The organism is Methanomassiliicoccales archaeon, assembly GCA_014361295.1.
Taxonomy (GTDB): domain Archaea; phylum Thermoplasmatota; class Thermoplasmata; order Methanomassiliicoccales; family JACIVX01; genus JACIVX01.
Window position 1 is genome coordinate 1 of the sequence record JACIVX010000007.1, and the last position, 15,542, is coordinate 15,542.

At 51.4% G+C, this 15,542-nt stretch carries 15 protein-coding genes; 13 read left to right on the forward strand and 2 right to left on the reverse strand.

Annotated features, from left to right (window positions below; all coding sequences use genetic code 11):
• Positions 1-1,551: adenine deaminase (gene ade / locus H5T41_09750; protein ID MBC7109045.1), on the reverse strand; the 1,551-nt coding region annotated here is incomplete at its 3' end.
• 27 nt (positions 1,552-1,578) lie between these two features.
• Here ade and H5T41_09755 point away from each other — a divergent pair.
• The 13 genes from H5T41_09755 (at position 1,579) to H5T41_09815 (ending at position 15,117) form a co-directional block, all read left to right on the forward strand.
• Complete coding sequence (locus tag H5T41_09755) at positions 1,579-2,424, forward strand: DeoR/GlpR transcriptional regulator (GenBank protein ID MBC7109046.1); 846 nt, start codon at positions 1,579-1,581, stop codon at positions 2,422-2,424.
• A gap of 68 nt (positions 2,425-2,492) precedes the next feature.
• Positions 2,493-3,839 carry a sn-glycerol-3-phosphate ABC transporter substrate-binding protein UgpB gene (gene ugpB, locus H5T41_09760; protein ID MBC7109047.1) on the forward strand — a complete coding sequence of 449 codons (1,347 nt, stop codon included), beginning with the start codon at positions 2,493-2,495 and terminating at the stop codon, positions 3,837-3,839.
• Between the two features lie 60 nt (positions 3,840-3,899).
• Positions 3,900-4,787 carry an ABC transporter permease subunit gene (locus H5T41_09765; protein MBC7109048.1) on the forward strand — a complete coding sequence of 296 codons (888 nt, stop codon included), beginning with the start codon at positions 3,900-3,902 and terminating at the stop codon, positions 4,785-4,787.
• Entirely contained in the window at positions 4,774-5,646 is an 873-nt protein-coding gene (locus tag H5T41_09770; GenBank protein ID MBC7109049.1) for an ABC transporter permease subunit, read from the forward strand. Before H5T41_09765 ends, H5T41_09770 begins: the two co-directional genes overlap by 14 nt.
• An 11-nt stretch (positions 5,647-5,657) precedes the next feature.
• Entirely contained in the window at positions 5,658-6,566 is a 909-nt protein-coding gene (locus H5T41_09775; GenBank protein MBC7109050.1) for a hypothetical protein, read from the forward strand.
• A 9-nt stretch (positions 6,567-6,575) separates the two neighbouring features.
• On the forward strand, positions 6,576-7,700 hold the full coding sequence (locus tag H5T41_09780) for a metallophosphoesterase family protein (GenBank protein ID MBC7109051.1): 1,125 nt from the start codon (positions 6,576-6,578) through the stop codon (positions 7,698-7,700).
• A gap of 140 nt (positions 7,701-7,840) precedes the next feature.
• Positions 7,841-8,689: an EamA family transporter gene (locus H5T41_09785; protein ID MBC7109052.1), complete on the forward strand. Its 849-nt coding sequence runs from the start codon at positions 7,841-7,843 to the stop codon at positions 8,687-8,689.
• Complete coding sequence (locus H5T41_09790) at positions 8,686-9,483, forward strand: HAD-IIA family hydrolase (GenBank protein ID MBC7109053.1); 798 nt, start codon at positions 8,686-8,688, stop codon at positions 9,481-9,483. The genes H5T41_09785 and H5T41_09790 overlap by 4 nt, the downstream gene beginning before the upstream one ends.
• Positions 9,480-10,580 (forward strand): Ldh family oxidoreductase, encoded by a 1,101-nt coding sequence (locus tag H5T41_09795; GenBank protein ID MBC7109054.1) that lies wholly within the window; start codon positions 9,480-9,482, stop codon positions 10,578-10,580. Before H5T41_09790 ends, H5T41_09795 begins: the two co-directional genes overlap by 4 nt.
• 37 nt (positions 10,581-10,617) lie before the next feature.
• Entirely contained in the window at positions 10,618-12,111 is a 1,494-nt protein-coding gene (gene glpK, locus H5T41_09800) for a glycerol kinase GlpK (protein ID MBC7109055.1), read from the forward strand.
• Positions 12,111-13,526, forward strand: a complete 1,416-nt coding sequence (locus H5T41_09805) for an NAD(P)/FAD-dependent oxidoreductase (GenBank protein MBC7109056.1) — start codon at positions 12,111-12,113, stop codon at positions 13,524-13,526. The genes glpK and H5T41_09805 overlap by 1 nt, the downstream gene beginning before the upstream one ends.
• Positions 13,523-14,764, forward strand: coding sequence for an FAD-dependent oxidoreductase (locus H5T41_09810; GenBank protein MBC7109057.1), 1,242 nt, complete (start codon positions 13,523-13,525; stop codon positions 14,762-14,764). Before H5T41_09805 ends, H5T41_09810 begins: the two co-directional genes overlap by 4 nt.
• Complete coding sequence (locus H5T41_09815; protein MBC7109058.1) at positions 14,761-15,117, forward strand: DUF1667 domain-containing protein; 357 nt, start codon at positions 14,761-14,763, stop codon at positions 15,115-15,117. Before H5T41_09810 ends, H5T41_09815 begins: the two co-directional genes overlap by 4 nt.
• On the opposite strand, the gene H5T41_09820 is transcribed toward H5T41_09815, so the two are convergent.
• The coding region (locus H5T41_09820) for a cysteine hydrolase (GenBank protein MBC7109059.1) at positions 15,114-15,542 on the reverse strand (429 nt) is incomplete at its 5' end. The two genes, H5T41_09815 and H5T41_09820, sit on opposite strands and share 4 nt — an antisense overlap.

Genomic DNA, 15,542 nt, shown 5'->3' on the forward strand with positions numbered 1-15,542 from the left:
ATCGGAAAGCTTCGTTCCCAGGGACCAGGCGGCACGGCGAAGCTCCCTGCATCCTCGTTCAACTTCGGAAAGCGGGCGATCGGACATGAGTCCGGCGATGGGAAGGGCCAGAGCCGCGAGGATCTTCCCATCTTTGATCACGACCTGACCGCCTCCCAAGTCCACAAGGGCAGCCACCGCCGCTTGCATATCCGCATCGTTTGTCCCCACCACCACGATATGGTGGGAATCATGGGCCACGGTGGATGCCAGAGCCCCGGCCTTGAGGCCAAAGCCCTGCACCAATCCCAGCCCCACGTTTCCCGTGCCGCGATGCCTTTCCACCACCGCGATCTTGAGGATATCCTGCGCGGGATCGGCCACCACCTCCCCATTCACGATCTTCGGCGCAACCCATAGCTCCTCCGTTACAACTTGTTCGGGAATGATCCCGATGGCCCGGGCTTTTCCTTTCTGCGCGGGAATACGAAAGCTCAAACGGTCCGGGTCCACCTGCATCGAGCCTCGGGGCGGCGGGGGAGAAGGAGAGAGATTCGCGATGAGCTGACCGGCCTCGGCCACCTTTTTTCCGGCCACGTAGACCTCCTCCACCTTGAAGCGGGAAAGATCAGAAAGGACAAGGAAATCCGCGTGATACCCGGGAGCCATGGCTCCCAAGCCCCAAAGGCCATAGGCCCGGGCGGCGTGGATCGTGGCCGCCTGGATGGCGAGCTCCGGCGAAACCCCGAGCTCAATGGCCTTGCGCAGCACATCGTCCATGTGTCCCTCGGCAAGCAGAGTTTCCGGCTCGCGATCATCGGTGCAGAAATGCACAAAAGGCGCAGAGGCCGGGGTGAGGAGGGGAATAAGGGCCTTGAGATTCCGGGCCGTGGTTCCCTCGCGGATGAGGATATGCATCCCAGCCCGCAGCTTTTCTTGTGCCTCAGAGAGGGTGGTGCACTCGTGGTCTGTTTTCGGACCGGCCCGGATATAAGCCCAAAGATCCGGCCCGGAAAGACCGGGTGCATGGCCATCGATGAGTTTTCCCTTTGCTGCTGCAATTTTCTCTAAAAGTTCCGGATTTCCTGCGAGAACGCCGGGAAAATTCATAACTTCTCCAAGGCCGATCACCCGCTCCCAAGAAAGGATCTCCCGAATCTCTTTGGGCCCCAAGATCGCACCCGAGGTCTCCAAAGGGCTTGCCGGAACGCAAGAGGGAGCCATGAAGAAGACACGAAGGGGAAGATCGCGGGTAGTCTCGATCATCCAGCGAATCCCTTCCAAGCCATGGACGTTGGCGATTTCGTGGGGATCGGCGATAGCGGTGGTGGTGCCGTGGGGAAGGACGGCGCAGGCAAATTCCCGCGGCGAAAGTTTTGAGCTTTCAATGTGCACGTGAGTATCGATGAGACCGGGGACGACGAACGCGCCGTCCAAATCTTCGACTTTCTCCACTTCCTCCGCCCCAAACCCCAAGATTTTTCCAGCGTCGACGGCTAAATCTCCGGTAAAGAACTGTCCAGAAAACACGTCCAGGATCTTTCCCCCGCGCAGAAGAAGGTCCGCTTTCATGGTAGAAAACCTACTCGATTCGCCGCTATGGTGCTAGCTGGACTTGACACCCCGCATAAGTATGCTTATAATGAAACGCAACTTATGGAAAGAAATAGCAAAAAAGAGCTAACAGAGTTTCGCAGACGTCGCATCTTAGAGGAGCTTCGTCGTCGTGGTGCAGTGCGCACAGTGGAACTTGCTCGTTCGTTTTGCGTTTCCCCCATGACCATCCGTAACGACCTTGCAATTCTAGCTAAGAGAGGCCTAATCGAAAAAGTTCACGGAGGTGCAGTCGTTAAAGAGCCTGTTACAGCTGAGCCCTCGTACTACGAAAAAGCCACGCGTAATTTAGAGGAGAAACGTCGAATTGGCCGGAAAGCTGCAGAGCTAATCAAAGAAGGCATGGCAGTGTTCATTGGAAACGGGACTACTACAATAGAAATTGTGCGAGCTCTTAAAGAGAAGCCCGTTCCTAATTTACGTGTGTTCACTAATGCCTTGACGCATGCTGTTGAACTTGCCGAGATTCCTCAGGCAGAGGTCTACATAATCGGTGGTTATCTTAGGGGCGTGTCCTATGCTATGGTGGGGCCGCTTGCTCACCGCGCCCTGGAAGGCGTTTATTTTGACATTGCTTTTTTAGGAGCCAATGGGATTTCTGTGGAACACGGTGTTACCATTCCGTCCTTGGAGGAGGCAGAGATAGTTTCAGAGGTGGTCAAACACGCCCAACGTGTAGTGGTTGTAGCCGACCACACAAAATTTGGGGTTATTACTCACGGAAAAATTGCAGATCTTTCAAGGGTAAATGCAGTTGTTGTCGACGAGGGGTTGGACCTCAAGTGGCAGGCGGCTTTGGGGGAGTTTGAGATAGAGGTTTATCTTGCTTGAAAGGAGGTGGTGGCTGAGGAAAAAACACTTTTTGAAGGCTTTGTGTAAAACTAAAGGAGGTGAGTACGATGAAGAAACGTTTAATTGGGATAGTGTGTAGTCTTTTGGTTTTAAGTTGTACAGGGTTAGCTCAGCAACAGGTGCCAGAAGGGCGCATCGAGATAACCTTCTGGTATGCTAATAAAGGGCTACTAGGGGACGCTATCGTCCAGTTGGTGGACAAATTCAACGCCTCGCAAAATAAATATTGGGTAACAGCGACTTACAAGGGGGGATACGCAACAACTTTAGCTGACGCCATCGCAGCTTTTAGAGCTGGCCAGCCACCTGACATTGTTCAAGTCTATGAAGTGGGTACGGCAACAATGATGGCAGCAATTAGCACTGGTGCAGTCTATCCAATATATAAACTATTCGAAGACACTGGGGTACCCTTCGACTCGAGCCAATACATCCCGGCAATAGCCGGATACTATTCCTTACCAGGCGGAGGTTTAGCCGCGCTGCCGTTTAATACGTCCACACCGGTTTTGTGGTATAATAAAGATGCGTTTCAAGCAGCAGGGCTAGATCCCAATGCTCCGCCAAGTACCTGGGAAGAATTGCGTTTTGTTGCCAAGAAGATCCTTGAAACTCACGCGGCAGAGATTCCATTCACAGTCTCCTGGTTCCCCTGGACAATGTTGGAGTGCTTAGCTACATTGCATAATGTACCTTTTGCCACACTTGATAACGGGTTTGGAGGGCTGGAAACAGAGCTTGCACTATTACAACACCCTCTCTTTACTCACCACTTGGAATACCTTCTTGCAATGTATAATGAAGGCACGTTTGTATATTCTGGCCGTGATAGCACTCCTGACGGTACTTTCCCAGCCGGAAAAGCCGCAATGCTTATTGCTAGCTCAGCACTCCGGGGTCGTATTAGTCGGGAAGCTACATTTGCTTGGGGCGAGACTTTTCTTCCCTTCTATCCAGAGTATGCACCGACACCTTATGCTTCCATAATTGGAGGGGCTGCATTGTGGGTAATGCGGAGCCCTCAGGCAAGCAAGGAAAAGCTTGAAGGAATAGCTACATTCTTAGCATTTTTGGCACAGCCTGAAAACGTTGCTTGGTACCACACTTATACAGGTTACCTACCTGTAACCATACCAGGCTATGAGCTCGCTCGCGCCCAAGGTTATTATGAACAGAACCCGGGGGCGGATGTGCCTATACGTCAACTTCTACGTGAACCTGTAACTCCGTATACCCGTGGCATTCGTCTGGGAGATTACGGAGCTATTAGAAATCTTGTTTACGACGAAATCGAAGCCTTGTTACAAGGTCAACAAACTGTGGAACAAACGCTACGCAACATCGTAGAGAAGGGCAACGAAATTCTCCGCAATTTCGAAAGCATCTATAAGTGAAGGCAGAAGGGCTCTCGCTGCAAATGCAGCGGGAGCCCTTAGTTTTAAAAGGGAGTAGATATGGAAAGACCTCTATTTAAACACAAAATTCTCCCGATGTTGTTAGTATTTCCCCAAATTTTGTTGGCTGTGGTTTTCTTCATATGGCCAGCGGTTGAATCGTTCCGGCAATCTTTATTAAAAACAGACCCCTTTGGATTGAAAACGAGTTTTGTAGGTATTGCAAATTTTAAGGCCCTTTTCGCGGATGCCCGGTATATTCGGGCCTTTCGGTTTTCTTTTGAACTGGCCATTATAGTCACATTTTTGACGTTGACATTAGCTATATTATTTGCCACCATCGGGCACAAGCGCCTCCGGAGCACATACATATTCCGGGCAACAATGGTTATGCCTTATGCCCTAGCGCCAGCTATAGCTGCTGTACTTTGGATGTTTCTCTTTCAACCGCAAATTGGCATTATTAGTAGATGGGCTAAGCTTTTGGGTATCAATTGGAATTATGTTGTTAATACATTTCAAGCAAAGTTTCTGATCGTTCTTGTTGCTATTTGGCAAAGGTTACCTTATAATTTTATCTTTTTTACTGCAGCTTTACAATCAATTCCCAAAGAGTTGTGGGATGCAGCTTATGTCGACGGAGCGAATGAGTGGCATGTTTTTTGGCGCATCACATTCCCCTTAATCTCGCCCACGTCTTTCTTCTTACTGGTAGTTAACACAAGCTACACTTTGTTTAATACGTTCGGAATCATTGATGCCTTAACAAACGGTGGGCCAGCTGGCACTACAGCTACGCTTTGTTATAAAGCCTACCTTGATGGCTTTGTGTATCTGAGGCTGGCTCAATCTGCCGCTGAATCAGTGGTGCTACTTGCAATAGGTATGCTTTTATCCATATTGCAGTTCAAATTTGTTCAGCGGCGGGTGCAATATGCGCAAGTTTAACAATATAAGAAAAATAAAACGATGGTTTTTGCGATTATTAATGTATGTTGTTATGTTCATAGGAATTAGTTTTGTATTTTTCCCTGTCTTTGTAGTTCTCATTGGGGCAACTCACGACAGTGCTGTAATTGGGCGTGGCGCTATGCCGCTTGTTCCTGGGCGAAGCTTTATGCAAAACGTTTTACAGGCTTGGAAGCATGGCTCGACTTTAGTCCATACGCCGCCGCTATCTTTGATGATGGTTAACTCTCTTTTAGTGGCGGGAGCGATAGCAGTAGGCAAAGTGATCTTGTCCTTGTTGGCCGCTTATAGTTTTGTGTTTTTCTCGTTTCCCTTCAAGGAAGGGTTTTTCTGGTTAATCTTTATAACTTTAATGTTGCCTTTGGAAACGCGACTAGTCACCACTTACAAAATTGTAGCGACATTAAAACTTTTGGATACGTACACTGGTTTAATTATACCTCACATTATTTCTGCTACAGGCACTCTATTGTTACGCCAGACGCTCCGAAATTTTCCGCGCGAGATGCTAGAAGCAGCGCGCGTAGACGGCGCAGGTGTTTTTCGATGCTTGTTTTCTATGATTTTTCCAAATATTCGACCTGTAATCGCCGCTCTACTGGTTATGTTTTTCTTGGCCGGTTGGAATCAGTATCTCTGGCCTTTGCTTATTCTTACAAAACCTTCGTTATACACAGTTACTATTGGAATTGTAAAAATGACAGCGTCTGGAGAAGCTCTAGTAGATTGGGGAGTTGTAATGGCTGCGACTACGATTAGTTTGCTAGTACCCTTTATTATCGTCGTTGGCTTTCAAAAGTGGTTGTTAATGGGTTTGGGGGTTTCTCCGTCTAAATAAGGAGGATAGACATGAGGAAAATCGAAAAAATAAAAAGTTTGGGTTTTGGTTTACTTTTGGCGTATTTTATGGTAAATGCTAAAGAGGGAGCCGGAATTTTGGTTATCGCCCATAGAGGGGCTAGCTCTGTCGCCCCAGAAAATACATTAGCCGCTGGGCGAAAAGCGGCTGAGTTGGGGGCGGATGCGTGGGAGATCGATGTGCGTATGACTAAAGATGGAGAGCTGGTTCTCTTGCACGACGCTAGACTTGATCGGACTACTGATGTCGCACAAAAATATCCACACCGCAAAACATTGCTAGAAGAGTTTACGTACACGGAGTTATTAAACTTAAGTGCGGGGAGCTGGTTTGTAGAACATGATCCATTTGGAACTATAAAAGCAGGCTATGTTAGCAGTGAAGAGATAGAGAGTTATAAATCAGAGAAGATTCCAACATTAGCAGATGCGTTAAAGCTTTCTGCAGAATTAGGATTAAAAGTAGTTATTGAAATCAAAGGACCAGAATATTTTACTTTTATACTACCTGATACATATAAAATAATGATAGAAAAAGTGGTATCACTCATTTGTAAATATAAACTAGAAACAATGGTTTATATTTGTTCTTTTGATTACAATGTGATTAAATATGTAACACAAATAGCGCATGAAATAAACAGTGGAATTATTTTGGATAAATTACCAACAAATGTTGTTGGCTATCTTCGTTCGCTGCCTATATCTTTTGTAAGCATTAAATGGACATTAATGAACGATGAATTGCGTGCTGCGCTTGCGAGGGAAGGTTTTAAAGTGTTTGTGTGGACGGTTAATGACCCTTCAGTCATGCGTGATGCTGTAACGTGGCAATGTGTCAGCGGGGTAATTACAGATTGGCCTCAAAATCTTTTACAAGTGCTGCAGGATATTAATTAAGGAGGTAATATGAAGAATGCATGTTTGATCTTGTTGACGTGGTGGTCTGTGGTTTTGGGAGCACACGAAACAGTGCCTTGGTGGGGACCTGTAGCTTCAGTTGCAGATGTAGAGAAAGGAGTTATGAGTATAGGTTGGAGAGTTCCGCAAGCGAGCAAAAGCCGGTTTGAAATATGGGATGATCAAGGAATAAAACAGAGTAATGTTGTGGAATCCAACAATAGAGGAATTTGTCGCGTGATGATTGAAGGACTGAACGCTGACAGCCTCTATAATTATCGTGTATGTTCTGAAGAAAATATATGCAGCGATGTATATAGTTTTAGAACTCCACCTACACTCGGGGAGTTTAAGCCTTTTACTTTTCTTGTGTATGGAGACGCCCAGTTAAACAACGACGTTCACAAAAATGTAGCTAATGCGATGGCCCGCGAAAACGCTAGTTTCGCAGTATTGGTTGGGGACGCTGTTGAAACACCAACCGAGGCGGAGTGGACAAGATTTTTTGAATGTGCGCGATCCTTGTTAAGCACCACATTGTTTTATTCAGTGTTGGGAAACCACGAACAAAACTCAAATTGGTATTATGATTTTTATGAATTTCCTAAAGGCGGAGGCAAAGATGGCGATCAATGGTGGGCTTTTTGGTGGGGGGACGTGCTCTTCGTAGGATTAGACTCAAATCTACAGTACCTTAGTGCAGCCAACTTTGCCCTTTTCGATAAGGAGACTTTATGGCTAGAAACAGTTTTAGCTAAGGAAGCGCGTTACAAATTTGTGTTTTTCCATCACCCTCCGTTTTGTTCTCACCCGTGGGCAAATATAGCGCTGGCTGCGACTTGGGCACCTTTGTTTGAGCAGTACCATGTAACAGCTGTTTTCAGTGGGCATATTCATTTTTACGAGCATTTGGTTCGCAATACTGTTCACTATTTTGTTACCGGGGGCGGGAGCGACCCTACGTCGCGTCTTCATTCACCGCGCGCTGACGGATCGGTCACTGGTATAGAGGGAATCCCGCACTATCTTTGTGTAACTGTTGACTTTAGTGGCGTAACTGTCAGGATGGTTGCAGTACATGGTCCAAAGACTACAGTTATGGACACTTTATACATCTTTCCGAACGAGCCATAATAAACGACTGTGGGAGAGGAAGAAACAGTAGAGCAGCAGCAATGTTTTACAAATAGAATTGTTCGATTTCTAGCTCATTCAATATGCATGCGCATAAAGGGGATGGAACACTTCGTAAGGGGAGTAAGATCTGGGCGCGGATGAGTATAGTTTTAGTAGCGGCGATATGGGCCTCTTCATTTGTGCTGGTAAAGATGGCTTTGGTCTATACCGGTCCGTTTACCCTTGGCGGAATCCGCTATTTCCTGGGTTTTTTGCTTCTCTTGCCCGGGCTTTATGGATGCCGCAAATCCCTTACTGTAAAAGCCTTGAAGCGTTGTGCTCTAATTGGTTTTTTCCAATACGTTTTCGGCAATGGTGCGCTGTTTTGGGCCTTGCGCACGGTGTCTGCCACCGTCGGCTCCCTGACGCAGTCCTTCACTCCTGTGGTTGTTCTTGGGCTTGAGCGCTTGTTTCTTCGGGAACCTTTTCCCGGTTTGACCTCGGCTGGAGTGCTTCTCAGCGTGGGCGGGACCGTAGCCTTCTTTGTCCTCGGCGGAAAAACCGCCGCAGACTGGCCCGGCCTGGGCCTCTTGGGTTTAAGTCTCCTAGGATTCACAGGGATGCCCATCCTTACCAGGGAGGCGGCGCGGGACAACACGATCCCTGTCCTACCCCTTACCGCCCTTCCCTTAGGCATTGGTGGGGGTGCTCTCCTCCTTATTGGCCTCATCACCGAAGGTTTGCCTTGCCTTCCTTTAAAAGGGTGGGGCTTGCTTCTTTTTCTCGCTGGGGTGAACACAGCTTTAGCCTATTTTCTCTATACTCAAGCTTTGCGCTACATCACCGCTACGGAGGCTAGCGTTATTCTAAATTTTAGTCCTATAGGCACAGCCCTGCTTGCCGCAGCTATATTAGGTGAGCGAATAGCCCTGCCACAATCTGTGGCATTGGTGGCCGCCTTGGGCGGGGTGGGTCTGGCCTTATTGGGAAAGAGGTTGAGCTCATGAGTCTACGGGGATATTTGTTGGATTTGGACGGTACAGTTTATCGGGGAGACAAGCTTATCCCCGGCGTCGCGACGGCTCTGTGCACCCTTCGCGCGCGAGGAAGAAAAGTGCTCTTTATTTCAAACAAACCGTTATACTCTCGTAAGGATTACGCCGAAAAACTCACGCAATTGGGCATTCCAGCCGAAGAAAGTGACGTCCTCAATTCCTCGTTTATCTTGGCCTGTCAGCTAGCTAAGGAAGCACCGAGCGCCAAGGTTTTCGCCATCGGTGAACCACCTCTTCTGGAGGAATTGCGCCGCGCTGGGTTGCAACTGAGCGAGAACCCTGCGGAAATCCAATATGTAATCGCTGCCTTCGATCGTACATTTGATTACCGCAAGCTCAATATCGCCTTTCAGGCTTTAAAACGTGGAGCGAGATTTTACGCTACCAATCCGGATCGTACATGCCCAGTGGAGGATGGAGAAATCCCTGATGCTGCTGCGGTGATTGCTGCCTTAGAGGCTACCACTGGAAGAAAGGTCGAGAAAGTTTTTGGCAAGCCTTCCCATTACATGATACAAACCGCCCTCGAGATTTTAGGTCTTCCACCGGAGAAATGCGCAATGGTGGGCGACCGCTTGGAAACTGATATTCGTATGGCGAAAGAAAACGGCCTCACTGCGATTCTTGTGCTTACCGGAGTTACTCGTCCCGAGGATTTGAAAAGCTCTCCCCTCCAACCGGACTACGTGCTCCCAAGCCTCGCTGAGCTCCCGGATTTGGATGAAAAAATCGGAGGTGAAGGATGATCGAGAGGATCCGCGTACCTGTAGAGGAATTGCGGCAGTTTGTGGAGGAGGTTTTCCTGCGCTTAGGCGTGCCAAAAGGGGATGCCGAGATCTGCGCGGATGTGCTTTTGGCTGCAGATCTCCGGGGCATCGAATCCCATGGGGTCAGTCGCCTCATGCTCTATGTAAAGCGCATCCGAAACGGAACAGTTTCACCGGTGACAAAACTCCTTGTGGTGCGGGAAGGGCCGACCACAGCCGTTCTCGATGCCCAAGATGGCCTGGGGATGGTGGCCGGATATCGAGCCATGGAATTGGCCATCCGCAAGGCCAGAGCCTTCGGGTTGGGCGCGGTGGTGGTGCGCAATTCCTCCCACTACGGCATCGCCGGGTACTACGCCTTCATGGCCGCAAAAGAGGGGATGATCGGCATGAGCTTCACCAATGCCCGGCCCAGTGTAGCTCCCACTTTCGGGGTGGAACCGATGCTCGGAACAAACCCCATTGCCTTTGCCTGTCCCACCGACGAGCCTTTTCCATTTTGCTTCGATGCCGCTACTTCCGTATCTCAGCGTGGAAAAATCGAAGTCCTTGCCCGTCTGGGAAAGCCAACGCCTGTGGGATGGGTGATCGATCGGGAGGGCCAACCGGCTACCGATAGCCGAGCGATCCTCGATGGCCTTCCCAAGGGTCTTTATGCCTTCCTGCCCCTGGGCGGGGCCGGGGAGGAACTGGGCGGGCACAAAGGGTACGGGCTGGCCACGATGGTGGAGATCCTCTGTTCGGCTCTCTCCGGCGGGCCTTTCTTGAAGGAGCTTGCCGATCAGGACGCGGAGGGAAAGCCCAAGCCTTCACGGCTTGGCCATTTCTTTTTGGCTCTAGATATCCAGCGGTTCCTGCCTTTGGAGGAGTTCAAGAAGCTTGCGGGCGATATCCTTCGAGCGCTGCGGGCTTCGGCCAAGGCTCCTGGTGCAGATCGTATTTATACTGCCGGGGAAAAAGCCTATCTCCGTGAGCAAGAGATCCGGGCCAAGGGGGTTCCCCTCGATCCTCAGCTGGGCGAGATCCTGAAGAAACTGGCCGAAGAGCTGGGCATTCATCCGCATCCCTTTGCCTAAGAAAAGCTTTCGCATATAATCGCAAAGAAAGGCAACTATGCGCAAGGTACATCTCGGTGCGTTGGATGCCGGCACTACCGGTGTGCGCTTCTTCATCTTCGACGAAACCGGCCGGCCTTTAGCCTCCGCTTACCGCGAGCTCTCCCTTTCTTTTCCTAATCCAGGCTGGGTGGAGCAGGACCCCATGGAGATCCTTTCCTGCGCCTATCAAGTCATCCAAGAGGCGCTGGAGAAGGCGGGGATCAAGGCTTCAGATCTCGCTGGCCTGGGAATCACGAACCAAAGAGAGACTGTGGTCGTCTGGGACAGAAACTCTGGAAAACCCCTTGCTCCAGCTATTGTCTGGCAGGACCGAAGGACGGCTCCCCGCTGTGCCGAGCTCCAGAACGATGCGCTCGTAACCAAGGAGCTCCGAGCCAAGACCGGGCTTCTTCCCGATCCTTATTTTTCGGCGACCAAAGTGGAGTGGTTGTTCCGTACGGACTCAACGCTTCGCCGAAAGGCCGAGCGCGGAGAAGCCCTCGTGGGCACAGTAGACAGCTGGCTTCTATTCTCCATCACAGGAGAACACGCCACAGACCACTCCAATGCTTCCCGCACCCTCCTTTTTGACATACATCGCCTGGCCTGGGATAAGGACCTCTGTGAGCTTTTTTCCGTTCCTATTACCGCCCTGCCCCAAGTCCGCTCGAGCCTTACCATTTTTGGACGGACGAAGAAAGAGTTGCTGGGTGCAGAGGTTCCGGTAGCCGGAGTCCTCGGCGACCAGCAAGCAGCGCTGTTCGGCCAAGCTTGTCTCGCGGAAGGGGAAGCGAAGATCACTTGGGGTACCGGGGCGTTCCTCCTAATGAACACCGGGGAGACCCCCATTCCCCCACCAGAAGGAATTCTCTCCACCGTAGCCTATACTGTTGACGGCCGAGCCTTTTATGCCTTGGAGGGCTCCGTATTCGTGGCCGGAGCGGCGGTGCAATGGCTCCGTGACGGGCTTGGCATTATTAAAGACGCTGGAGAAACCGAGGAGCTTGCGCGAAGTCTCTCAGATAACGAAGGCGTTTACTTTGTTCCTGCCCTGGTCGGCCTTGGGGCGCCCCACTGGGATCCCTATGCGCGGGGAACGATTGTGGGGCTCACCCGAGGCACGACCAAGGCCCACTTGGCTCGGGCTGCTCTTGAAGCAATTGCCTACCAAACCCATGACCTCCTTAGAGTGATGGAGACCGCCACACCTTGGAGGATTCGGGAGCTTCGGGTGGATGGTGGTGCAGCTAAAAACGACTTTCTCTGTGAGTTTCAAGCAGAAATTCTGGGGATACCTGTGGTCAGGCCAAGATTTCTAGAGACCACGGCTTTAGGGGCGGCCTTTGCCTGCGGTGTTGCCCTGGGGATTTGGTCGTTGGAAAAAACCCGCCGTCTTTGGCAAGAGGACCGCCGATTCCTTCCCCACATCAATGAGGAGGAGCGAACACGGCTTCTTTCAGGCTGGAGACAAGCAGTGGAGCGGGCCAAGGGTTGGGCGAAGGGGTTTTGATGAGAGCAGTGGTTATTGGTGCAGGTGTAGTGGGTGCTCTCATTGCCCGGGAGCTTTGTCGGTATGACCTTACAGTTCTTCTCTTTGAACGAGAGCTTGAGGTGGGCTTTGGGGTGACCAAGGCTAATTCTGCTATCGTTCATGCCGGCTTCCACGACGAGCCCGGAACGCTTCGAGCCAGGTTTTGTGTGAAAGGGAATGCTTTTTATCCTAAGCTCTGTGAGGAGCTCGGTGTACCTTTTCGTCGAACAGGGGCCTATGTTTTGGCCCTGCATGCCCAAGAAGTTCCTGAATTAGAGCGGCTTCTAGCACAAGGAGAAAAGAACGGCGTCCCCGGCCTGGAAATCCAAAGAACTGAAGAAATACTAGCTCGCGAGCCCAAGGTAAACCCTAAGATAGTGGCTGGGCTTTGGGCCCCAACCGTGGGCGTCACCGAGCCTTGGGCTTTGGCCCAAGCTGCGGTGGAAAATGCTCTTTTGAACGGCCTCGAACTCCACCTTGCTGAGAAAGTTCAAACCATTGAAGTAAAAAATGGTTGTGTCAAAGGGATTAAAACTGATGTGGGTTTCTATGCTGCAGAAATAGTAGTAAATGCTGCTGGGCTCTTTGCCGATCAGGTAGCGAGGATGGCCGGCCTTGATGTTCCAGAAATTCGGCCCCGTCGTGGTCAATACATCTTGCTTGAGGGAGAAACAAACATTCACTCCGTTCTTTTCCCTTGTCCGACTCCTAAATCCAAGGGAATCCTGGTCGTCCCCAGTGTTGATGGAAACCTTCTTCTTGGCCCCACGGCGGAGGACGTTGATGACAAAGCGGATACGACGACGACCCAAGAAGGGCTGCAGCAGGTAAGAGAGGGAGCGAAGCGGCTTGTGCCCGACCTTGATTTTTCCCGAGCTATAAAGAGCTTTGCTGGATTGCGCCCAGAAACCGCGGCGGCCGACTTCTGGGTGGGACCTACAAAAATTCGCGGGTTTTATCAGGCTGGGGCCATGCGTTCCCCAGGACTCACAGCTGCTCCGGCCATCGCTCGGTTTCTTGTCCACGAAGTCATTGCCACGGAGTGGCACCTTTCCCCAAGGAATTGGAACCCACGCCGCGTCCCACCGCCACGTGTAGCCGACCTTTCCCCTGAAGAGTGGGATGAACTCATCCGTCAAGATCCGCGGTTTGGCCGCATCGTGTGTTTTTGCAACCTTGTCACCGAAGGAGAGGTAGTGGAAGCGATTCGGCGAGGTGCACGAACTATCGATGGAATCAAGCTCCGCACACGGGCCGGCTTTGGCCGCTGCCAAGGGGGGTTTTGTACGGACAAGTTGCTTCTCATCCTCGCCCGTGAGCTTGGGAAAGGAGCTGAAGACATAAAGCTTAAGAGCGAAAGAAGTCCGATTGTGATTGGCCCAGTGCGACCATGATTAAGGTTTGGAAAGTGGAAGTAGCTGTGGTAGGAGGAGGTGCAGCGGGAATGGCTGCAGCAGCGGCTGCCGCCCGGGAAGGCGCTTCTGTCCTTCTTCTTGAAAGGAACACGTGCTTGGGCGGGGTACTTGATCAATGTATCCACCCTGGCTTTGGACTTCATCGATATAAAGAGGAGCTTACCGGCCCAGAATTTGCCTTTCGGCTCCATACGGAATTGGAAAAGGCTCGAGTGGAGGTAGCTTTCTCTCACACGGTGATCAACGTGAATCCTCAAAAACCGGAGATCCTGGCTGTTGGGCCGAATGGGCTTGTCCGCGTGCAAGCAAAAGCAGTGGTCTGGGCCTGTGGAGCCTGGGAGCGCCCACTTGGCCACCTTCTCATCCCCGGAACCAGGCCCGCCGGAATCTTCACCGCCGGCCTGGCCCAGCGCCTAGTGAACATCCACGGCCTTCTTCCCGGCCGACGCGTGCTTATCCTAGGTTCTGGTGACATCGGGCTGATCATGGCTCGCCGATTTCACTTGGAAGGTGCGGAAGTCGTAGGCGTAGCGGAAATCAAACCTTTCCCCGGCGGGCTTCTTCGAAACGTCCGTCAGTGTCTGGAGGATTACGGGATTCCCCTTTTCCTACGCACCACGGTGAGCGAAATCCACGGCCGGGATCGGCTCACAGGCGTGACTTTGGTAGAGGTGGACGAACAGGGAAAAACCATTCCAGGGACGGAGAGGTTCATAAAAGTGGACACTCTTGTCCTCTCTGTGGGCCTCATTCCTGAGATTCGGCTTCTTGAGGGTTTTCTTAGTTGTGATCACGTCCAGCGCGGCCCCAGAGTGAACAGCTTTTGGCAGACAGAGCATCCTTGGCTTTTTGTGGTGGGGAATGCGCTTGTGGTGTTTGATCTGGTGGACACTGTGGCTGCTGTGGGCGAGGAGGCCGGACGGTTTGCCGCGCGTTTTGCCTGCGGGGAGATGCAGGGGGAGCCATGTGTGCCCTTGAAACGCGGGCAGAATGTGGCCGCTCTTGTGCCCCAAGCTTTCATTCCTGGCGAGCCCGCGCGTCTTTTCCTCCGCGTCATCCGTCCTTTTCCAAAAGCCCGCGTGAAGATCTCCCCGGTATACAGCAAAGTTCATTTAGGACTTCGACCGGCAGAAATGGTGGAGATCAGGCTTTCTTCAGAAGCCACAGCCGAGCTACAACGGTGTTCGGAAGCTACCGTGGAGGTCCATCCCCAATGAGACTCGTGTGCATCGCCTGTCCTTTGGGTTGTGAGCTTCTCGTGAGAGAGGATTCTGGAAGGGTTTTGGTTCAGGGCAATCGCTGTACGCGTGGCGAGGCCTATGCCCGGGAAGAAATGACCGATCCTAAACGTGTTTTAGCCACAAGTGTGAAAGTACTGGGCGGCGATTACCCTTTGGTTTCCGTACGTACCGATCGACCGGTTCCCAAGCGCCTTATTCCTGAAATTATGGCTTTCATTCGCACGCTTCGTGTAGAAGCCCCGGTAGAGCTAGGGCAAATCATTGTGGAGGACCTTCTCGGATCCGGCGCAAAACTTCTGGCTACAAGGACGGTGCGGCGCGCTGATTAGACAAACCTTATGCCTTTCTCCCGCGGCAAGGCCAAGCCGCGGTAGAGAAAGGTGAGTTGGCGGAAGGCCAAAAGGAGATCGAACTCGTTCAGGGCGCTGACACAATCCTTCGGCACGATCACGCGAAAGCCCCGCAGGGCCGCAGAACTCGCGGCATGTAAAACACAAATGTTCGCCACCGTCCCCACAATGACCACGTGATCCACGCCTTTTTCGTGCAAAAGATCCTCGAGCCCCGTGCGAAAGAATGGATCGTAGGAAGTTTTCTTCACGGTGGGCTCCCCGGGTTGCGGAGCAAGTTCGGCAATGATCTCCGCACCCCAGGTTCCCGCCACACAGTGAGGCGGCCAGATGCGGAACTCCGGATCGTCAGAAGCGTGCCAATCCTGAGTGTAGATCACCGTGGCCTTTGCTTTTCGTGCCCG

Excerpts from the sequence above, each read along its gene's own strand:
- glpK (MBC7109055.1), top strand. The coding sequence starts at position 10,618 with ATGCGCAAGGTACATCTCGGTGCGTTGGATGCCGGCACTACCGGTGTG.
- H5T41_09785 (MBC7109052.1), top strand. The coding sequence starts at position 7,841 with ATGAGTATAGTTTTAGTAGCGGCGATATGGGCCTCTTCATTTGTGCTG.
- ugpB (MBC7109047.1), top strand. The coding sequence starts at position 2,493 with ATGAAGAAACGTTTAATTGGGATAGTGTGTAGTCTTTTGGTTTTAAGT.
- H5T41_09790 (MBC7109053.1), top strand. The coding sequence starts at position 8,686 with ATGAGTCTACGGGGATATTTGTTGGATTTGGACGGTACAGTTTATCGG.
- H5T41_09805 (MBC7109056.1), top strand. The coding sequence starts at position 12,111 with ATGAGAGCAGTGGTTATTGGTGCAGGTGTAGTGGGTGCTCTCATTGCC.
- H5T41_09810 (MBC7109057.1), top strand. The coding sequence starts at position 13,523 with ATGATTAAGGTTTGGAAAGTGGAAGTAGCTGTGGTAGGAGGAGGTGCA.
- H5T41_09765 (MBC7109048.1), top strand. The coding sequence starts at position 3,900 with ATGGAAAGACCTCTATTTAAACACAAAATTCTCCCGATGTTGTTAGTA.
- H5T41_09755 (MBC7109046.1), top strand. The coding sequence starts at position 1,579 with ATGGTGCTAGCTGGACTTGACACCCCGCATAAGTATGCTTATAATGAA.
- H5T41_09780 (MBC7109051.1), top strand. The coding sequence starts at position 6,576 with ATGAAGAATGCATGTTTGATCTTGTTGACGTGGTGGTCTGTGGTTTTG.
- H5T41_09795 (MBC7109054.1), top strand. The coding sequence starts at position 9,480 with ATGATCGAGAGGATCCGCGTACCTGTAGAGGAATTGCGGCAGTTTGTG.
- H5T41_09815 (MBC7109058.1), top strand. The coding sequence starts at position 14,761 with ATGAGACTCGTGTGCATCGCCTGTCCTTTGGGTTGTGAGCTTCTCGTG.
- H5T41_09770 (MBC7109049.1), top strand. The coding sequence starts at position 4,774 with ATGCGCAAGTTTAACAATATAAGAAAAATAAAACGATGGTTTTTGCGA.
- H5T41_09775 (MBC7109050.1), top strand. The coding sequence starts at position 5,658 with ATGAGGAAAATCGAAAAAATAAAAAGTTTGGGTTTTGGTTTACTTTTG.